Here is an 18,049-nt window from a genome sequence, read left to right on the forward strand (position 1 = left end):
TGATAGTGCGTTATGCGCTGACACCCGTCGCTTTAAAGTCAGGGTTTACTGCTGTCAGCTTTTTCACAATATAGTTAAGTAACACACCGTACATTGGTACGAACAAGCCAAGACTGATAACCAACTTAAAGCCATAGTCCACCAGCGCGATCTCAGTCCAGTGTTCTGCCATGAATGGATCTGGGCTTTGGTAGAAAGCAATCGCAAAGAAAGCGATAGTATCAATCGCATTACCAAACAACGTTGAGCATGTTGGTGCAATCCACCACTGCTTCAATTGGCGCAGACGGTTGAACACGTGGACATCAAGAATCTGACCTAACAGGTATGCCATAAAGCTCGCCGCCGCGATACGCGCAACAAACAAGTTAAACTCACCAAGCTGTGCAAAGCCTTGGAATTGGCCTTCAAAAAAGACAACCGATAAGAAATACGAGACTGCTAAAGCAGGCAACATCACTAAGAAGATGATCTTACGCGCCAACTGAGCACCAAAAATACGTACTGTCAGATCGGTCGCTAGGAAAATAAATGGGAAAGTGAACGCGCCCCATGTGGTATGCATACCGAAGATGGTGAAAGGCAGCTGAACAAGGTAGTTACTAGATGCAATAATGATCAGGTGGAATAGAACTAGCAGGGCTAGAGCTTTGCGCTGTTGCGCAGGCGTAAAGTTACTCATGCGGTACCTTTTTAGTTTGGTTTGGGGGTGAGGGAACCCAAATCGAGTGACTTATTCATTTATCATGAACAAGGCTCTTACCAATAATGTGAATAAAAAATCTGTTTTATTTTGCTCTATTGAGCGGCGGGCGATTATACATTAATCAATTTTGACTGCAATGAGAGGAATAAACGCAAACGTTTATCCCTAACATTTCTTTATTTCAATAACGATTCTGCGGGAGTTAAACTAGAAGCCGCGCTTAAACAGAGACGCGAGATAGTCGAACTCTTCACGACTCGCCTCAGGGCTCAGAGATTCAAACCACACTGACTCACTATAGTGCTCAGACTTCAGGAATAGCTGACACCCTTCAAAATCCACCAGCCAAGAGTGCATATCCGCATCCCACTGCTTTTCAACCACGCTAGCAGAAAGCAGTGCGACAAGCTTTTCTCCTAGCTCTGGAAAGGTATCAAAGTCAAAGCTTGGCGTGGTAATCAGCAGTCGACCTTCTTCAGCTAGGTACTCTCTTAGTCCAAATTCCATTTTACTTCTCTATTTATAATTAACCGTGGGTGGTAATGTGCTCTTGAATCAAGTCTAAGAACGGATCAGCATACTTATCGAGTTTGCGCTGACCTACCCCATTCACTGCCAGCATCTCACCGTAGGACGTTGGCAGAATTTCCGCCATGTCTATTAGGGTCGCATCACTGAAAACAACGTAAGGCGGTAAACCATCTTCATCAGCGATCGACTTACGCAGCTTACGTAACTTGGCAAACAGCTTCTTATCGTAGTTCTTGCTACTGAGCTTGTCGGACTTCGCGCTACGCGCCGCGGTATCCAGACGAGGCACGGCTAGCTCAAGCGTCATTTCACCACGCAGCAATGGGCGCGCTTCTTCAGTCAGCTGCAACGTCGAGTTACGGGTGATGTTTTGAAACAACAACCCTTTATGAATTAACTGACGGAAGATACTGATCCAGTAGTCATGGCTATGGTCACGGCCAATACCGTAGGTAGAAAGCTTGTCATGCCCGTTATCACGAACACGGATATTCTGCATACCGCGCATCACTTCTACTACATAACCCATACCAAAGGATTGGTTTACTCGATACACGCATGAAAGGGCTTTTTGCGCCTCTTCTGTAGCATCAAAGTGCTTTGGTGGATCAAGGCAGATATCGCAGTTGCCACATGGCTTTTCACGATACTCACCAAAGTAGTTAAGCAGTACCTGACGACGACAGGTTTGTGCCTCAGCAAAGGCACTCATCGCATTAAGCTTGTGGGTCTCTACCTGCTTTTGAGGACCGTCATCTTTATCATCGAGCATTCGACGCAGCCAGCCCATATCGGCTGGGTCATACAACATCATCGCTTCAGCAGGTAGACCATCACGCCCTGCTCGACCTGTCTCTTGATAGTAAGACTCGATGTTTCTTGGGATATCAAAGTGCACCACAAAACGCACGTTGGGCTTGTTGATACCCATACCAAACGCCACAGTTGCGACAACGATCTGAATATCATCGCGCTGAAATGCTTCTTGCACATAAGCACGCTCGTCTGTGTCCATGCCAGCGTGATAACCCGCAGCACGAATGCCGTTGTTACACAGCTTCTCGGTCACCATCTCCACTTTCTTTCGGCTACCACAATAGATGATGCCGCAGTTGCCACGTTGAGTTTCCAGGTAGCGCACCACTTGAGAAACCGGTTTGTGCTTCTCTACTAAGTTATAGCGAATGTTTGGACGGTCAAAACTGCCTAAGTAGGTGTGAGGATCCACCAGCTGCAAGCGCTGAATAATGTCTTTACGTGTCGCATCGTCAGCGGTTGCCGTCAACGCCATATAAGGGACATGCGGAAAATACTGCTTAAGCTGACCAAGGGATGCGTATTCTGGGCGGAAGTCATGACCCCATTGTGAGATACAGTGCGCTTCATCCACTGCGATCATCGACAGCGGCAAACCTTGCAGGCGCTCAATGAAATCACGCATCAACACGCGTTCAGGTGAAACGTAGACCATCTTTAATTGGCCTGAGTTCATACGATTGAAGACTGAAATCAGCTCTTCACGTGGCATTGAGGAGTTGATGCACTCCGCCGCCACACCATTGGCCTTAAGCTGATCGACTTGGTCTTTCATGAGCGAAATCAGTGGCGAGATAACTAATGTGAGCCCCTCACGCACTAACGCCGGAATTTGATAACAAAGCGACTTACCACCGCCAGTTGGCATGATCACCAGGCTATCTTGCCCGGACACAGCCATATCGATCACCTCTTGCTGACCATCTCTGAACTCTTGATAGCCGAACACCTCCTCAAGCACGCTTTGAGCGCTGATGGTGGTATTGGTGGTTTGTTCTGCAATCAAAGTAGCGGTCATTGGGTATCCTAATCGCGGGGTTAAATAAGCTCGCTCAGCAGTAAAGCGAGGCGACACATTGTAGAGGGGAATGGTGGTGAATAAAACCGCAAATTATTAGGTGAAACGGTCTAACGCTCCTATACTGACCAACTCTCTTTATAAATCTTATTCATAAGCACTCTGTGCCAGAGATAATTCATGACACCAGAACAACAACAGCGTACACGCCAAGGTATTTTGCTTGCAGTTGGGGCGTATACGATGTGGGGTATTGCGCCCATCTATTTCAAGTCGTTAAGTGAGGTTTCTCCGTTAGAGATCCTGAGTCACCGTGTAGTTTGGTCCTTTTTCTTACTTGCTTTCCTACTACACCTTGGCCGCAGCTGGCGAAATGTTCGCGACACACTGACTTCCAAGCCTAAAATGACTTACTTAGTTGCCACCTCTCTGTTAGTTGGTGCTAATTGGCTAATCTTTATCTGGGCGGTCAACGCTAACCACATGCTCGATGCCAGTCTAGGGTATTACATCAACCCGTTAATTAATGTGGTACTTGGTATGATCTTTCTAGGCGAGCGTCTCAGAAAACTGCAGTGGTTTGCAGTTGGCTTAGCCGCAATTGGTGTGCTGATTCAGATTGTCGCGTTCGGTTCCATCCCGGTAGTGGCGATTGCCCTCGCATTCTCATTTGGTTTCTATGGCTTGTTAAGAAAGAAGGTCAGCCTTGAAGCGCAGACAGGCCTATTTATTGAGACCTTAGTAATGTTGCCTGCTGCAGCCATCTACCTACTGTTTATCGCAGATAGCGCCACATCGGACTTGGCGGCGAACCCAATGTCGCTCAACCTTCTGCTGATCGCGGCAGGTATCGTTACCACCCTACCTCTGCTGTGCTTTACTGGTGCGGCAACGCGACTCAAGCTGTCGACATTAGGGTTCTTCCAATACATTGGCCCAAGCCTAATGTTCTTATTAGCGGTTCTCATTTATGGCGAAGCCTTTACGACAGATAAAGCCGTTACCTTTGCCTTTATTTGGGGCGCACTGGTGATCTTCAGCTTTGATGGACTGCGCCACAACAAAAAAAGCAAACGCACTCAGCAGTAATGTGATCGTTTTTTACAAGACAATTTAGAAAGACAGAGATAAGCTTGGTTAGATTGACGATAATTTAACCAAGCTTTTTTATACCATGGATAAAGTCCACTACTACTCAACGCCCACTGAAGATATCAGCCTGATCCAAGCTCAATACCAAGAGTTTGCTTTTCAGCGCCACTATCATTTGGACTTTCACATTGGTTTGATTACCCAAGGGCAGCAAAAATTCGTCTACAAAGGCACTAGCCACCATGTTGGCGCAGGTCAGGTCGTGATTATGCCACCGGATGAGCTGCATGATGGCCACTCAAAACTGGATTCAGGCTACCAGGTAAGCGTGTTCTCTGTATCTCCTCAATGGTTTCAAGATCTTGCGGATCCCGAGCAAAACGGTCACACAATGAGCTTTTCGGAGCTGATCCTCTCTGATCACGCCGCTTTTTCACAACTGCGCAACCTACATGGCTCGCTCATCAGTCAAAATATCAGCCAACTCGCCCAAGACTGCCTTCCTTTTGAAGGATTTTCGACGATTGTGGATCGTTACGCTAAGTTTGGATCCAAAACCGAGACTCAGCTAGGTAATCAATCTATCGAAACACTGAAAGAGTATTTAATGGCAAACCTTGACCAGCCAGTACGTTTAGAACAGCTCTCTGAACTTTGTGACCTATCAACCACTCAGTTCCAGCGCCACTTTAAGAACAAAATGGGCATAACACCTTACGCTTGGCTAAGTCGTCTACGTATGGAGCAGAGCATGAGACTCATCAAATCAGGCGTGTGTGGTACTGACGTTGCGCATCAAGTTGGTTTCTACGATCAAGCGCATTTCTCAAAGGCGTTCAAAACAACCTTTGGCGTCCCGCCCTCACAAATCAACTAAGTGTTGATTATTTACAATTGCTCTGTGTGAGATCTAGGTAAGCTACCCCTTATACCAACACCAGTTAGAATATAGCTAAGCGTTATCGAGATTAGACAATGAACGAAATCACCATCCTTATCACCCTAGCCTCTATCCATTTTATCGCCTTAATGAGCCCCGGCCCTGACTTTGCGCTCGTGGTCCAAAACGCCACTCGTCACGGAAGACAAACAGGCCTATACATCGCGCTAGGTTTATCGTGTGGGATCTTACTTCACTCATTACTGAGTTTGACGGGCATCAGCTACCTGGTCCACCAGCAACCAACCCTATTTGCGATAATCCAGTTAGCCGGTGGTAGCTACTTACTTTACTTGGGCTATGGTGCGCTTAAAGCAACGTGGGCAACGATTCAAAGCCATGATGACGACAATCAAGCACTCAACGCTAAAGATCTTATTCTGAGCAACAAACGTGAGGCTTTCTCTAAAGGCTTTGCAACCAACATCCTCAATCCAAAGGCGTTAGTGTTCTTTATCAGCTTGATGTCGAGCTTAGTCCCTGCAGATATGTCTCTGTCGGGCAAAGGCTTTGCGCTACTTATCCTGTTTGGTCTCTCGCTATTTTGGTTCTCACTACTGGCTTGGATGCTTTCAACCAAAACACTTCAGAAAAAACTGCATGAAGCGACCGTTTATATCGATGGCTTGTGTGGCGCGCTGTTTAGCATGATAGGTTTAAGTATCTTATGGCAATCGGCTTCATCATTGATCGCCTAAATTAGAATCAAGATTACAATTCGTTAACAACGTACTGGCTAAATGTTCCTTCCACTGCCAATCTAACTCTGCATATGAAAAGGAGAAGATCATGCAGTGGAAAACAAAACTAACAACCCTTGCCACTTCTACCCTACTTTTTGCCTCTCATGTCAGTTGGGCAAATCAAGCTGCCGATTCCGTCGCTCCAGAACAAAGTAGTGGTTTAGAAGCTAAGCAACTCGTCAAAGCCAGTGATTGGATGGTCACAGCAGCCAACCCATTAGCAACGCAGGCAGGCGCTGACGTACTTGCACGTGGCGGTAATGCCATTGACGCCATGGTTGCGGTGCAGCTAATGCTTGGCTTGGTTGAACCACAATCATCTGGTATTGGCGGCGGTGCCTTCCTTGTCTATTTCGATAATGAAGCCAAACAGCTAAAGACCTACGATGGACGCGAGACAGCACCACTTGACGCGACACCTCGCCTGTTCCAAGACGAAAACGGAAAGCCACTTAAGTTCTACGATGCCGTAGTTGGTGGGCGTTCAGTTGGTACTCCAGGTACCGTTCAATTGCTATGGGATACTCATCAGAAATACGGAAAGTTAGACTGGGCATCTCTGATAAAACCCGTAGCTCAACTCGCTAAAGATGGCTTTACCATCAGCCCGCGATTGGCAACATTGATTGCCAATGATCAACAGCGCCTTAGTCGCTTTGCCACCACTAAAGCCTACTTCTTTAATACTGACGGCAGCCCAAAAGCCGCAGGGACTCTTCTTAAAAACCCTGAGTACGCAGCAACACTGGAGGCGATTGCTAAAGACGGTGCTATAGCCTTTTATCAGGGTGAGATCTCCACTGATATCATCAACACCGTACAAACCGCTAAGGGCAACCCCGGTGTCTTGGCGCAAAAAGACTTCGATGCTTACTCAATCAAGCAACGTCAGCCTGTATGTTCCGCTTACGAAAGCTACGATATCTGTGGCATGGGACCACCAAGCTCGGGCGCACTCACTGTCGGTCAAATCTTAGCGATGACCGAGCAGTTTGATCTCAAATCCTGGGGGCCAAGCGATGCAAAATCTTGGCAGGTGTTAGCAGACGCTTCTCGTCTAGCCTTTGCAGACCGTGGTATGTACATGGCAGACCAAGATTACGTACCAATGCCAACACAAGGGTTAGTAAACACTGACTACCTTAAAGAGCGAACGCAGCTTATTACTGCAGGAAAGGCATTGGAAAGCGCGCCATCAGGAACCCCACCTTGGGATCACGCGATGCAAAGGAGCCAAGATATCTCGATTGAGCTCCCTTCCACCAGCCACTTCAATATTGTCGATGGCGATGGCAATGTCGTATCCATGACCACCACGATTGAGAATGCGTTTGGCTCGCGCTTGATGGTGAGAGGCTTCCTGCTTAATAATGAACTCACCGATTTCTCATTCAAAACTCATAACGATGGTAAGCCTATTGCTAACCGCCTAGAGCCGGGCAAACGTCCACGCTCTTCTATGGCTCCAACCATCATCATGCAAGACGACAAACCTTACATGGCGATTGGCTCTCCGGGTGGTAGTCGCATCATTGGTTATGTCGCACAGGCAATCATCGCTCATACACAATGGGATATGGATATTCAGCAAGCGATCAACCAACCACACTTCCTAAATCGATTTGGTACCTTGGACCTAGAAAAAGGCACCTCAGCCGAAACCTTCAAACCTGAGCTAGAAAAGATGGGATTTGAGGTCAATATTCGCGATCTTAACTCGGGTTTACATGCCATTCGCATCACTAAAGATGGCTTAGAGGGCGCTGCAGACCCTCGTCGCGAAGGTGCAGCGATAGGTAAATAGTCGATTGTCGTGCCTTTTTACTCACTGCCTTGTGAGAGATCTCTTACAAAGCAGTGAGTATATATCGATATTTAACTAAGAAAACTAGCAACAAGACAACCTAAACCATTGAAATAAAACAACACGTCTATTTTGACACCAATATTACTGTGAGAAATTTGAGTTTCGGCCATTGCTGATAAATTGGGGTTCGGTAATATGAATGGTGTCGGAAGGATGCTGACACGGAACAGGAAAACACCAAGGACTTGGTTATCTTCAGGATGAAGATTCGATTACTCAGGATGAATAATCGGCACGGATAGCGAAATTGGACATTGAATGGACGCAATAGTAACTAGGATGGTTGCTACTAAGGAAAGACAATGGACACCTCTGGATGAGGAAAGGACTGAACATCAGGATGATGTAAGGGACACCGCTCAAGGAACAAGTGACGCGCGCTAACGAGGATTGTTGGCAGATCAGGATAAGATCAAGGACACCGCTAGGAAGGCGACGAAAGGAATACGCTGAAGGATAACAGCACACTATCATGGATTAGATGCATGGAGCACACTTAGTAGCCGGATTGCTGCGAGTAAGACTATAGACCCCGATGAGCGCAAGCTCTCGGGGTTTTTCTTTATCTGCTGTTTATAACGTTTCTAGGTATTTCACCTGGGTATCACCCAACAAAAAAGCCGCCCGGAGGCAGCTTTTCATTAAATCTTTCAAGTCACTCTAGCTTTCTAGCGCTTAACCTAGCTTCTCTAAACGAGCGTAAGCAGTCACCAACCATTTGATGCCCTCCCCATTGAAGGCCACCTGAACTCGGCTCTGTGGACCACTGCCCTCAAAGTTGATAATGGTACCTTCACCAAACTTAGGGTGCTTAACGCGTGAGCCTAAACTGAAGCCGGTTTCATTAAAGTTCTCTTTAACTGCAGTTTGTCCAAAGCGACCGCTACTTGCCGGACGACTTACTTGTGCTTTCATTCGTACTTCGTCGAGACAGGTTTCTGGCAGCTCACGAATAAATCGTGATGGCTTGTGGTACTTATCTTGGCCATATAGACGACGCATTTCTGCGTAGGTGATGTAGAGCTTCTCCATCGCACGCGTCATACCTACGTAACAAAGACGACGTTCCTCTTCCAGGCGCATTGCATCTTCGGCAGACATCTGGCTCGGGAACATTCCCTCTTCGACACCAACCATGAACACCATTGGGAATTCGAGACCTTTGGCACTGTGCAGAGTCATCAATTGAACAGCATCATCAAACTCATCCGCCTGACCTTCACCCGCTTCTAGCGCGGCGTGAGTCAAGAATGCGGTTAACAGGCTCATCTCTTCGGCTTCTTCCGGCTTCTCGAATTGACGAGTCGCCGTCACTAGCTCTTCCAAGTTTTCAATACGTGCCTTCGACTTCTCGCCTTTTTCTTGCTCATACATAGCAAACAAGCCAGACGACTTAATAACATGGTCGGTCTGTTCATGCAGGCTCATCTCATGGGTATCATCTTCGAGTGCGTTGATAAGCTCGATAAATCGACTCAATGCACCCGCAGCTCTGCCTGCTAACACCTGTTCTTCAAGAAGCGCAATACTTGCCTGCCACATCGTGGCACCACGATCGCGTGCTGCAAAGCGGATTGTCTCTAGGGTCTTGTCACCCATTCCACGGGTTGGCGTATTCACCACACGTTCAAAAGCGGCATCATCATTGCGGTTAGACATCAATCGCAGATAGCTCAACGCATCTTTAATCTCCTGACGTTCGAAGAATCGCATGCCACCGTAGATACGGTAAGGCAGTCCACCTTGAATCAAAGCTTCTTCGAGTACACGAGACTGGGCATTATTACGATACAGCATCGCCGTATCATTCAGAGCACCGCCCTTATCTTGCCACTCTTTGATTTTGCTCACCGTAAAGCGCGCTTCGTCGAGCTCGTTGTAAGCCGAATAAACAGAGATAGGCTCACCGTCATTACCGTCCGTCCACAGCTCTTTGCCCATACGCTCAGTGTTATTTGAGATCAGTTCGTTTGATGCTTGCAGAATGGTCTTGGTTGAACGGTAGTTCTGCTCCAAACGAATGGTGGATGCACCCGGGAACTCATCTAAGAACTTTTGGATATTCTCAATTTTAGCGCCACGCCAGCCATAGATTGATTGGTCATCATCGCCTACGATCATCACTCGACAATCAGGGCCGGCCATCATGCGTAGCCATGCGTATTGAATGTTATTGGTATCTTGGAATTCGTCGACCAAGATATGCTTAAAGCGCGCTTGGTAGTGTTCGCGAATGTGCTTTTTATCACGCAGGAGTTCATGACAACGCAGTAAGATTTCTGCAAAGTCGACCAAGCCCGCGCGATCACACGCCTCTTGATAGGCGGCGTAGATCTTAAGCCAGGTCTTAGTAACTGGGTCATTGTAGGTATCGATGTGGCTTGGACGTAACCCTTCATCTTTTTTGCCATTGATCCACCAAGACGCCTGTTTCGCTGGCCACTGCTTCTCATCTAGGTTTTGTGCTTTAATCAAGCGACGCAATAGACGAATTTGATCATCAGAATCAATGATCTGGAAATCTTCTGGCAATTTCGCATCTAAGTAGTGAGCGCGTAAAACACGGTGACAAATACCGTGAAAGGTGCCGTTCCACATACCTGAAGAGCTACCCATCATCAGCTCATCAATACGACCGCGCATTTCAGCAGCCGCTTTGTTGGTAAAGGTTACAGACATGATAGAGAACGGCGAAGCCTGCTCTACGGTTTGTAGCCATGCGATACGGTGAACCAGTACTCGCGTTTTACCACTGCCTGCTCCCGCTAAGATCAGCAAGTTTTCTAAGGGTGCAGCCACTGCCTCACGCTGCTTGTCGTTGAGGCCATCGAGTAAAAGCGAAGGATCAATCATTTGGGTTTGCTCACTACTGGGTATTTATACATAAAAGTTGATTATAACCTAAACACAGAGCTCAGTTTAGGAGAATAAGAAGAAAAAATATCCAAAAATAAATTATTAATAATCATAACCTTACGTATCGATATATCATTTATTTCTATAAATCTTCAGTTCTTTTGAAATTATTTCTTAGTTCTTCCTATCCTTTTTACTAAGCAAGTTAACAAAACCTTAACCTGCTCAATGTAAATAACAATTAAGTCTAGAGGGAATGACTATGAAAAATTCTAATCTTGCTGTAACTGCTGCAATCACAAGTGTACTAGCGTTTGGTGGTACTGTTCTAACTTCGGCTCCTGCAGAAGCGGCAGCAAAAGAAAAGTGTTATGGCGTGTCTAAAGCTGGCCAAAACGACTGTGCAACTAAAACAAGCTCATGTGCTGGTACAGCAAAAGAAGATAACCAAAGTGATGCATTCGTTGTCGTACCTAAAGGCCTTTGTGGCAAGCTTACTGGCGGTAGCACTCAATCTTCATAATATCCGCAGTAAACCAGGTGAGCATGCCTATCAGCTCACCTGGATTGTTCCACCCATCGAAGGAGAATAATTGTGGCTCATCCTCTACACCCGCTGGCAGGCGTGGGTTTAAGAACACCTCACTTAGATTATTTTAGCCACAACTCTAATAAGGTCGACTGGTTAGAGATCCACAGTGAGAATTACTTCTCCCCACACGCAAAAGCAACGGAACAACTTAGAGCAATTCGACAAGACCATGAGATTAGCTGTCACGGCGTAGGTTTATCACTGGGTTCTGTGGAGCGTATCAGTCAAGAGCACTTGTTCCAGCTCAAACGCCTCATTAGCGACATTCAGCCGTTTTTGGTATCAGACCATCTAAGTTGGAGTCAAACTGGCGGGCACCATTTCAATGACCTGTTGCCACTGCCTTATACCGAAGAGGCGCTCGAGGTATTTTGTCGCAATGTACTGGAAGTTCAGGATGCCCTGCAAAGACCACTATTGATCGAAAACCCGTCGAGTTACCTCGCATTCAAACACTCGACTATTCCAGAATGGCAATTCCTTGCAGAAGTTCAAAAACGGACTGAGTGCCGATTATTGTTGGACTTCAATAATATTTTTGTCTCTTCATTCAATCATCAATTCAGTTGTGATGACTACCTAGAGGGAATCCCGGCCGATGCAGTAGACGAGATCCACCTTGCTGGTTTTACTAAAAAGCAACTAGAAGATGGTGAAATCTGGATAGACACCCACAGTAAACCAGTTTGTGATGAAGTGTGGCAGCTCTATACGCAGTGGCTTATGACACACGGCGCGCGGCACACACTGATTGAATGGGACTTAGACATCCCAGAACCTGAGGTGTTACTTAACGAAGCTGAAAAAGCCAGTCATCTACTGCATCAACATCAAAATGCAGAGGTATTGCGAGGCCAAGCATCATGAGTTCTTTAGCAGAAATACAACAAGCATTTGGTGATGCGCTCCGTTATCAGGGTGATGATTCACTCTGTCAGGTCGTTAGCGGTCACTTCTCCGATAGTCAGAGGTTACAAATCTATCGCAATAACTTTGTGATTAGCGTTAGTGATGTACTTGCCGCGACTTACCCACTTGCTCAAGCTCTAGTCGGTGAAGAGTGCTTCGCCCAATTGGCGCGTCATCATGTACTGACTACACCGCCTCAGTCTGGAGATATTACAGAGTACGGAGAAGGTTTTGATAAGGCCATTGAACACTTTCCTGCTGTGGTAGAAGCCGCTCCCTATTTGGCGAGCATGATTCAATACGAGTGGCACAAAGATGCACTAATGCGTGCCGAGCCAAAGCCAATGATGACAGAACAGTATCCACTGGCTGCACTCTCTTCGATTCCAGAGCATCAACATGGTGAGTTGGTCTTTCACTTGCTTCCAGACCTTGTCTTGCTCAACTTTGATTATCAGGTGCTGACTTTAGAACAAGCCATCATCAATAACCAACTCGACGGACTTAATATTGCCCAAGCTGAGTTTGGTGCCTTACAGAAAATAAATAACCATGCCTTGGAGCCTCATATCGTGACGCCAGAAGTCTTTCAACTTCTGCAAGCCTTCCAAGCCCAACAAATGCTCGCTGATATCGACCCAACGCTGCTAGCCCATCTTAATGATGTCTTGGCGCTCAATATCATCTCTGGATTTTCTATTAGCGGCGAATAGGAGAAATAAAATGGATAACAATACCGTGACCAACATGATGGCTCAGTACGATAACCTCGTTGATAAGTTCCAGGCCCTGTTTGTACCAGCGCTACTGCTGTTTTGTCGTTTATGGGTTGCTTGGGTTTTCTTCAACTCGGGACTGACCAAGATAGCGACTTGGGACAGCACACTCTTTCTATTCGAGCTTGAATATCAAGTCCCGCTTATCCCATGGGAAATGGCGGCTTATATGGGCACAGCCGCTGAATTGATTCTGCCGGTGTTTATTGCATTGGGCTTGTTGAGTCGACCTATGGCTGTGGTCTTGTTCGCCTTCAACGTGATAGCCGTTGTCTCTTACCCAGTGCTTTGGGAACAAGGTTTCTACGATCACCAACTTTGGGGATTAATGATACTGATTGTGATTGTGTGGGGGGCTGGCCCTTTCTCACTTGACCATATCCTAAAACGACAATTCCGAGGCTAACCACTACTTCTCAAGATCAAAAAAACCACTCATTCGAGTGGTTTTTATTTACCAAGTAACATCACACCATTACTTGTTTAGAAATGCCTGTAGATCTTCTGCAGAAATGCCTTGCTCTACCATCTCTTTTGCTAACAATTGAACTTGCTCACCTTTACGGTCTTCAATCACGCTTTGAAATTGAAAAACAATATCGCGTAGTGTGTTAATTGGAACCTGCTTTGCGGCACTGCGAATGCGCTCGCCACTTTGGTTACCAAGCTCGTTCAGCAATTTTCCAAACATGACCTTTTCAGGAGCGTCTTCCATTTGTTCTAAGACGCGTGCCATTTCGTAGGTTGTTAATGACATTACAGTATTATCCGTTGTGATGTTCACATATTAATGAACGACAAATATACCATGTTTTAACGACGGAAAAACTGTCCATCTGTATAATTTGTCACCCAGTTGACTTATGCCTGCTTAAGAACGCCATGCCAGGATTTTCCAGCCTTACCAAACAGTACAAATAGTGCTGGAACAATCAGGAACATCTGCAATGCGATCATCACTTGCGGCTCTAGTTGTAGGCGCTGCATAGTACCAACCAACAAACCTGAGCCACTCATTTGGAACAGGCCTAATAGTGCAGCAGCTGTACCCGCTCGGTCACCAAATGGCTCTAGCGCTTTACCAGCAGATGCACCCAGAATCCACGCAAAACCAACGGAAGATAAGAAGATTGGGAACATGAACGCTAGTGCTGTTGCTTGGTTCACCAGCACCAACATAAGTGCACCCGCTAAACCCAGCAGTAGAATACCAACGACTAATGTCTTGTAAGTACCAAAGCGATCCATGAACTTAGGTGCCGTGAATGCAGCAACGATATTGAAAGCTGCGTTAATACCAAACCAGAAAGTAAACTCATTCATGCTCAAGCCGAGATTTTCCATCAGTACCACTGGAGCCGAGGTTACATAAGCTAATATGACTGCCATTGCCATCAAACACAGCGATGCGTGGAAGATAAAAGATGGCGTTTTCAGTACCGACCAGTAACGCTCCAACTTAAATACCGCAACCTTCTCTGTTGCAGGGTTGGTCTCTTTCATTTGGAAAAACAAGATTGCGCCAACAATCACAGCAAACCCAGCCATGAAGCTGAAGTTCGAGCGCCAACCAAACTCTTGAGTTAGCCAACTACCTAAAATAGGTGCCAGCGCTGGGATGAAACAGATCGCACCATTGAGGTAGCTGATCATCTTGCCACTTTTTTCGGGACCAAATAGATCGCGAACTGTTGCGAACGCAGCAACGGATGTTGCACACGCTCCTAATCCTTGAAGCAGTCGAGCCATCAACATCATATCAATCGATTGAGCGGCCCACGCCAAGCAAGCGCTCACTGCATAGATGCTGATACCGCCAAGGGCAACAGTTCGGCGACCTAATTTGTCCGCTAGAGGGCCAGCAAATAGTTGGCCGACACCCATCGCGAATAGAAACCAGGTGATGGTGTCTTGCGCTAATGCATGTTCCACGTGGAACGTCTCAGAGATTTGAGGCAAAGCTGGTAAGTAGATATCGATTGCTAATGGGCTAAATAGAACAAGCATTGCCAATAATGCTACTTGCAACTTACTCGGGGATGAATGCACAGACACACGACTTTCCTAGTTGATAAATGATGTTGCGAATCATAACCAACTAAAGATATGAACAAAAATGGCTTATACTCATTACCATTATTCCCATATGGAAAATCTCATGAATCTCGAAAAATTATCTCGAATCGACCTCAATTTGTTGGTCTGCTTGCAGGTTCTCCTTGAAGAGCTCAGTGTCACTCGTACAGCCCATAGACTCTGCTTGAGCCAGTCGGCAGTGAGTAAGTCGTTGGCAAAACTTAGGGAGCAATTTGATGACCCCCTGTTCACAAGGAGTGCTCATGGTTTGCGACCAACGCCTAAAGCCGTATTCCTCAAACCAAGGTTAGAAAATTTAATTAACCAACTTGAAGTGCTGACACAGCCGGAAACATTCACGCCTTACAATAGTGATCACAGCTTCCACATTGCTGCCGTTGAGAGTGTTTATCCACTTATCCTACCGCACTTTCTGCCTGCGATTTTCCAGCAAGCACCGCACGTCAATATCAATACTCACGCGTGGTCGGAGCAAACCTTTAAAAAGCTGCAACTTGGTGAGATCGATATCGGTTTAACCGGCAAAGACATCGATATCAATGATGCACGTCTTACCATGTTGCCCCCTGACGATATCTGCGAACAAGAGATCTACCGAGACGCACAAATGTGTGTGTTAAGACGCAATCACCCCGCCCTCGAACGCAACTGGGATTTAGAGACATACCTGTCACAGCGACATGTTCAAGTGAGATGCGACGGCAACGACCGCTGGTTACTCGACTATAAGCTTGCTGACATAGGTAGACAGCGTGATATCGCCATTTCGGTGCCTGATTTCAATAGTGCTGCGAGCTTATGTACCTACACCGATTTTGTGTTCACTGCGCCAAGTCATTTTACTTATCTTGTTGCAAAACAGATGGATCTCGTTGTTGTACCTTTGCCGCTGGAATTCCCACCGATGGCATACACTCTGTTCTGGCATAGAGACAGAGAGAATGACCCAGCACTGACATGGTTGCGAGATATCATCAAAGAAAAAACCCTACACCTTAGATAAAAATGACGTACGCCGTTTGCTCTCTTGCGATAAAATGAGTAGCTTAACTGTCGATAGTCCTTTTTGGCTCATCTATGGCCAGTTGTATTCCAGCTCAATTGAAATATCGTCCTTGTTCAGTTGACCCATATCTAGCTTTAAGCAGATGGACACAGCGCCCACACCTGAGCATCAAGGAGCGGTAATTTGAAGGAATAAACACAGATGCATAACGATACTCAAAGCCGCGTGAATGCAATTCGCGAATGGCTAGCACAACACAATATTGATGCCCTACTTGTCCCACACGAAGACGAGTACTTGGGCGAATACGTACCGGCTCACAATGAGCGTCTACATTGGTTAACAGGCTTCACTGGTTCAGCCGGAGCTGCTGTGATCACTAAAGACAAAGCAGCAATGTTTGTCGATGGCCGCTACACAGTCCAAGTGACCAAACAGGTGCCAGCGGAGCTTTTCGAATATCGTCACCTGATTGAAGAGCCAGCTCTTGATTGGATCAAAGAGCACCTTGCTCAGGGTGCATCTGTTGCTATCGACCCTCGTATGCACAATTCAGCGTGGCTAGACGTTGCACACGCAAAACTTACGGGTGACATTGAACTTAAGATCTTAGAAAGCAACCCTATCGATGAGTTGTGGAGCGACCGCCCTGCACCTGTTGTTTCCGACGTGCGCCTAATGCCAACAGACGCTGTTGGTCAATCAAGCGAAAGTAAACGTCAAGAGATCGCGGAGCTTGTTAAAAAGGCTGGCGCTGATAGCGCAGTTATCACTGCGTTAGATTCTGTTTGTTGGCTGCTCAATGTACGTGGTTTAGATGTGTCACGTTTACCTGTTCTGCTCTCTCACGCAATTCTGCATTCAGACTCTAGCGTTGAGTTCTTCTTAGACCCAGCACGCATCCCTGCTCAGTTTGATGCACACGTTGGTGCTGGTGTTACTGTTCATCACCCAGAAGCACTTCAATCTCGTTTAGAAGTGCTTACTGGTAAAAACGTACTTGTGGATCCTGCAACCAGCAACGCATGGTTTAAACTAGTGCTGCAAAATTCAGGCGCGAACGTAGTCAGCAAAGCAGACCCGTGTCTTATGCCAAAAGCGGCGAAAAATGCTATCGAAATTGCAGGTATGAAGGCGTGTCATGTTCGCGATGGTGTAGCGATGACTCAGTTCTTATGTTGGTTAGATGCTGAAGTTACAGCAGGTAACCTACACGATGAAGCGACACTATCTGATAAGTTAGAAGCTTTCCGTCAGCAAGACCCAACACTCATGGACCTTAGCTTTGATACTATTTCTGCCGCCGGTGGTAACGCAGCAATGTGTCACTACAACCATGAGAATCAACCTGAGCCAGGTAAGCTTGAGCTTAATACCCTTTACCTTGTCGATTCAGGCGGTCAGTACCTAGATGGTACAACTGATATCACTCGTACCATTGCGATTGGCCAACCATCACAAGAGATGATCAAACAGTTCACCTTAGCACTGAAAGGTCACATTGGTGTTGCTCGTGCTCGTTTCCCAAAAGGCACACGTGGTTACCAGATCGATACCCTAGCTCGTCAGCACCTTTGGGCTGAAGGCTACGACTACGATCACGGCACAGGTCACGGCGTAGGTCACTTCCTAAGTGTTCATGAAGGCCCTGCGAGTATTTCTAAAAAGCAAATTGATGTACCGCTAACCGAAGGTATGGTGCTATCTAATGAGCCTGGTTACTACCGAGCGGATGCCTTTGGTATTCGTATCGAGAACCTAGAGCTTGTAGTTGAAACATCAACACAAGGTGACTTCCCTGTTCTGTCATTTGAATCACTCACACGCTGTCCAATCGACAAACGCAACATCAATGTTGATATGCTAACGCGTCCGGAGCTAGCATGGCTAAACGACTACCACCAGAAAGTATGGAATGACATCAGTCCGTTAGTTGAAGGTGATGTTAAAGAGTGGCTACGTGCAGCGACCCTGCCAGTAGCACACTCATAAACAGCTAACACCACCGTTGCTAAATATATAAAAAGGCTCTCCGTTGGAGAGCTTTTTTTTTGGGGTAACCTAACAAATTTTGTTTGTTCTGATTTATGTTTCACGTGA

General features: G+C 46.5%; 16 protein-coding genes. 10 read left to right on the forward strand and 6 right to left on the reverse strand.

Translation table 11 applies throughout. The features are described 5' to 3' along the window. Nucleotides 1–10 precede the first annotated feature (10 nt). The 3 genes from OCV50_RS14140 to recQ all read right to left on the reverse strand — a co-directional run bounded on the left by OCV50_RS14140 (nucleotide 11) and on the right by recQ (nucleotide 3,071). Nucleotides 11–682, reverse strand: coding sequence for a 7-cyano-7-deazaguanine/7-aminomethyl-7-deazaguanine transporter (locus tag OCV50_RS14140; protein ID WP_239843131.1), 672 nt, complete (start codon nucleotides 680–682; stop codon nucleotides 11–13). Between the two features lie 231 nt (nucleotides 683–913). Further along, nucleotides 914–1,213 (reverse strand): DUF3630 family protein, encoded by a 300-nt coding sequence (locus OCV50_RS14145; RefSeq protein ID WP_261903323.1) that lies wholly within the window; start codon nucleotides 1,211–1,213, stop codon nucleotides 914–916. 19 nt (nucleotides 1,214–1,232) lie between these two features. Beyond that, nucleotides 1,233–3,071, reverse strand: a complete 1,839-nt coding sequence (gene recQ / locus OCV50_RS14150; protein ID WP_261903324.1) for an ATP-dependent DNA helicase RecQ — start codon at nucleotides 3,069–3,071, stop codon at nucleotides 1,233–1,235. A 180-nt stretch (nucleotides 3,072–3,251) separates the two neighbouring features. On the opposite strand from recQ, the gene rarD reads away from it, so the two are divergent. The 4 genes from rarD (at nucleotide 3,252) to ggt (ending at nucleotide 7,650) form a co-directional block, all read left to right on the forward strand. Continuing rightward, on the forward strand, nucleotides 3,252–4,160 hold the full coding sequence (gene rarD, locus OCV50_RS14155) for an EamA family transporter RarD (protein ID WP_261903325.1): 909 nt from the start codon (nucleotides 3,252–3,254) through the stop codon (nucleotides 4,158–4,160). Nucleotides 4,161–4,245: 85 nt separating this feature from the next. After that, the gene (locus tag OCV50_RS14160; RefSeq protein WP_261903326.1) at nucleotides 4,246–5,040 is read left to right on the forward strand and encodes a helix-turn-helix transcriptional regulator; all 795 of its coding nucleotides are present in this window, start codon (nucleotides 4,246–4,248) and stop codon (nucleotides 5,038–5,040) included. Nucleotides 5,041–5,138: 98 nt separating this feature from the next. Next, complete coding sequence (locus OCV50_RS14165) at nucleotides 5,139–5,801, forward strand: LysE family translocator (RefSeq protein WP_239843126.1); 663 nt, start codon at nucleotides 5,139–5,141, stop codon at nucleotides 5,799–5,801. Nucleotides 5,802–5,892: 91 nt separating this feature from the next. Then, nucleotides 5,893–7,650 (forward strand): gamma-glutamyltransferase, encoded by a 1,758-nt coding sequence (gene ggt, locus OCV50_RS14170; RefSeq protein ID WP_261903327.1) that lies wholly within the window; start codon nucleotides 5,893–5,895, stop codon nucleotides 7,648–7,650. A gap of 738 nt (nucleotides 7,651–8,388) precedes the next feature. Here the strand turns inward: ggt and uvrD are convergent. Next, complete coding sequence (gene uvrD / locus OCV50_RS14175; protein ID WP_032552259.1) at nucleotides 8,389–10,566, reverse strand: DNA helicase II; 2,178 nt, start codon at nucleotides 10,564–10,566, stop codon at nucleotides 8,389–8,391. A 265-nt stretch (nucleotides 10,567–10,831) separates the two neighbouring features. Here uvrD and OCV50_RS14180 point away from each other — a divergent pair, with 265 nt between their 5' ends. The 4 genes from OCV50_RS14180 to OCV50_RS14195 all read left to right on the forward strand — a co-directional run bounded on the left by OCV50_RS14180 (nucleotide 10,832) and on the right by OCV50_RS14195 (nucleotide 13,252). Next, nucleotides 10,832–11,092 carry a BufA1 family periplasmic bufferin-type metallophore gene (locus OCV50_RS14180; protein WP_032552258.1) on the forward strand — a complete coding sequence of 87 codons (261 nt, stop codon included), beginning with the start codon at nucleotides 10,832–10,834 and terminating at the stop codon, nucleotides 11,090–11,092. Nucleotides 11,093–11,164: 72 nt separating this feature from the next. Next, entirely contained in the window at nucleotides 11,165–12,028 is an 864-nt protein-coding gene (gene bufB / locus OCV50_RS14185; RefSeq protein ID WP_261903328.1) for an MNIO family bufferin maturase, read from the forward strand. Beyond that, nucleotides 12,022–12,783 (forward strand): HvfC/BufC N-terminal domain-containing protein, encoded by a 762-nt coding sequence (locus OCV50_RS14190; protein ID WP_261904164.1) that lies wholly within the window; start codon nucleotides 12,022–12,024, stop codon nucleotides 12,781–12,783. The genes bufB and OCV50_RS14190 overlap by 7 nt, the downstream gene beginning before the upstream one ends. Nucleotides 12,784–12,793: 10 nt before the next feature. Further along, nucleotides 12,794–13,252 (forward strand): DoxX family protein, encoded by a 459-nt coding sequence (locus tag OCV50_RS14195; protein WP_261903329.1) that lies wholly within the window; start codon nucleotides 12,794–12,796, stop codon nucleotides 13,250–13,252. 69 nt (nucleotides 13,253–13,321) lie between these two features. Here OCV50_RS14195 and tsrA read toward each other — a convergent pair whose 3' ends face one another. Both tsrA and OCV50_RS14205 read right to left on the reverse strand, forming a co-directional pair. Continuing rightward, nucleotides 13,322–13,603 carry an H-NS-like global regulator TsrA gene (tsrA, locus tag OCV50_RS14200; RefSeq protein ID WP_032552254.1) on the reverse strand — a complete coding sequence of 94 codons (282 nt, stop codon included), beginning with the start codon at nucleotides 13,601–13,603 and terminating at the stop codon, nucleotides 13,322–13,324. A 104-nt stretch (nucleotides 13,604–13,707) separates the two neighbouring features. Next, entirely contained in the window at nucleotides 13,708–14,853 is a 1,146-nt protein-coding gene (locus OCV50_RS14205) for a multidrug effflux MFS transporter (protein WP_261904165.1), read from the reverse strand. Nucleotides 14,854–15,004: 151 nt separating this feature from the next. On the opposite strand from OCV50_RS14205, the gene OCV50_RS14210 reads away from it, so the two are divergent. Beyond that, the gene (locus tag OCV50_RS14210; protein ID WP_239843122.1) at nucleotides 15,005–15,946 is read left to right on the forward strand and encodes a LysR substrate-binding domain-containing protein; all 942 of its coding nucleotides are present in this window, start codon (nucleotides 15,005–15,007) and stop codon (nucleotides 15,944–15,946) included. A gap of 204 nt (nucleotides 15,947–16,150) precedes the next feature. Next, entirely contained in the window at nucleotides 16,151–17,941 is a 1,791-nt protein-coding gene (locus OCV50_RS14215) for an aminopeptidase P family protein (RefSeq protein WP_261903330.1), read from the forward strand. Nucleotides 17,942–18,049: the final 108 nt, after the last annotated feature.

Source organism: Vibrio fortis, assembly GCF_024347475.1.
GTDB lineage: Bacteria > Pseudomonadota > Gammaproteobacteria > Enterobacterales > Vibrionaceae > Vibrio > Vibrio fortis.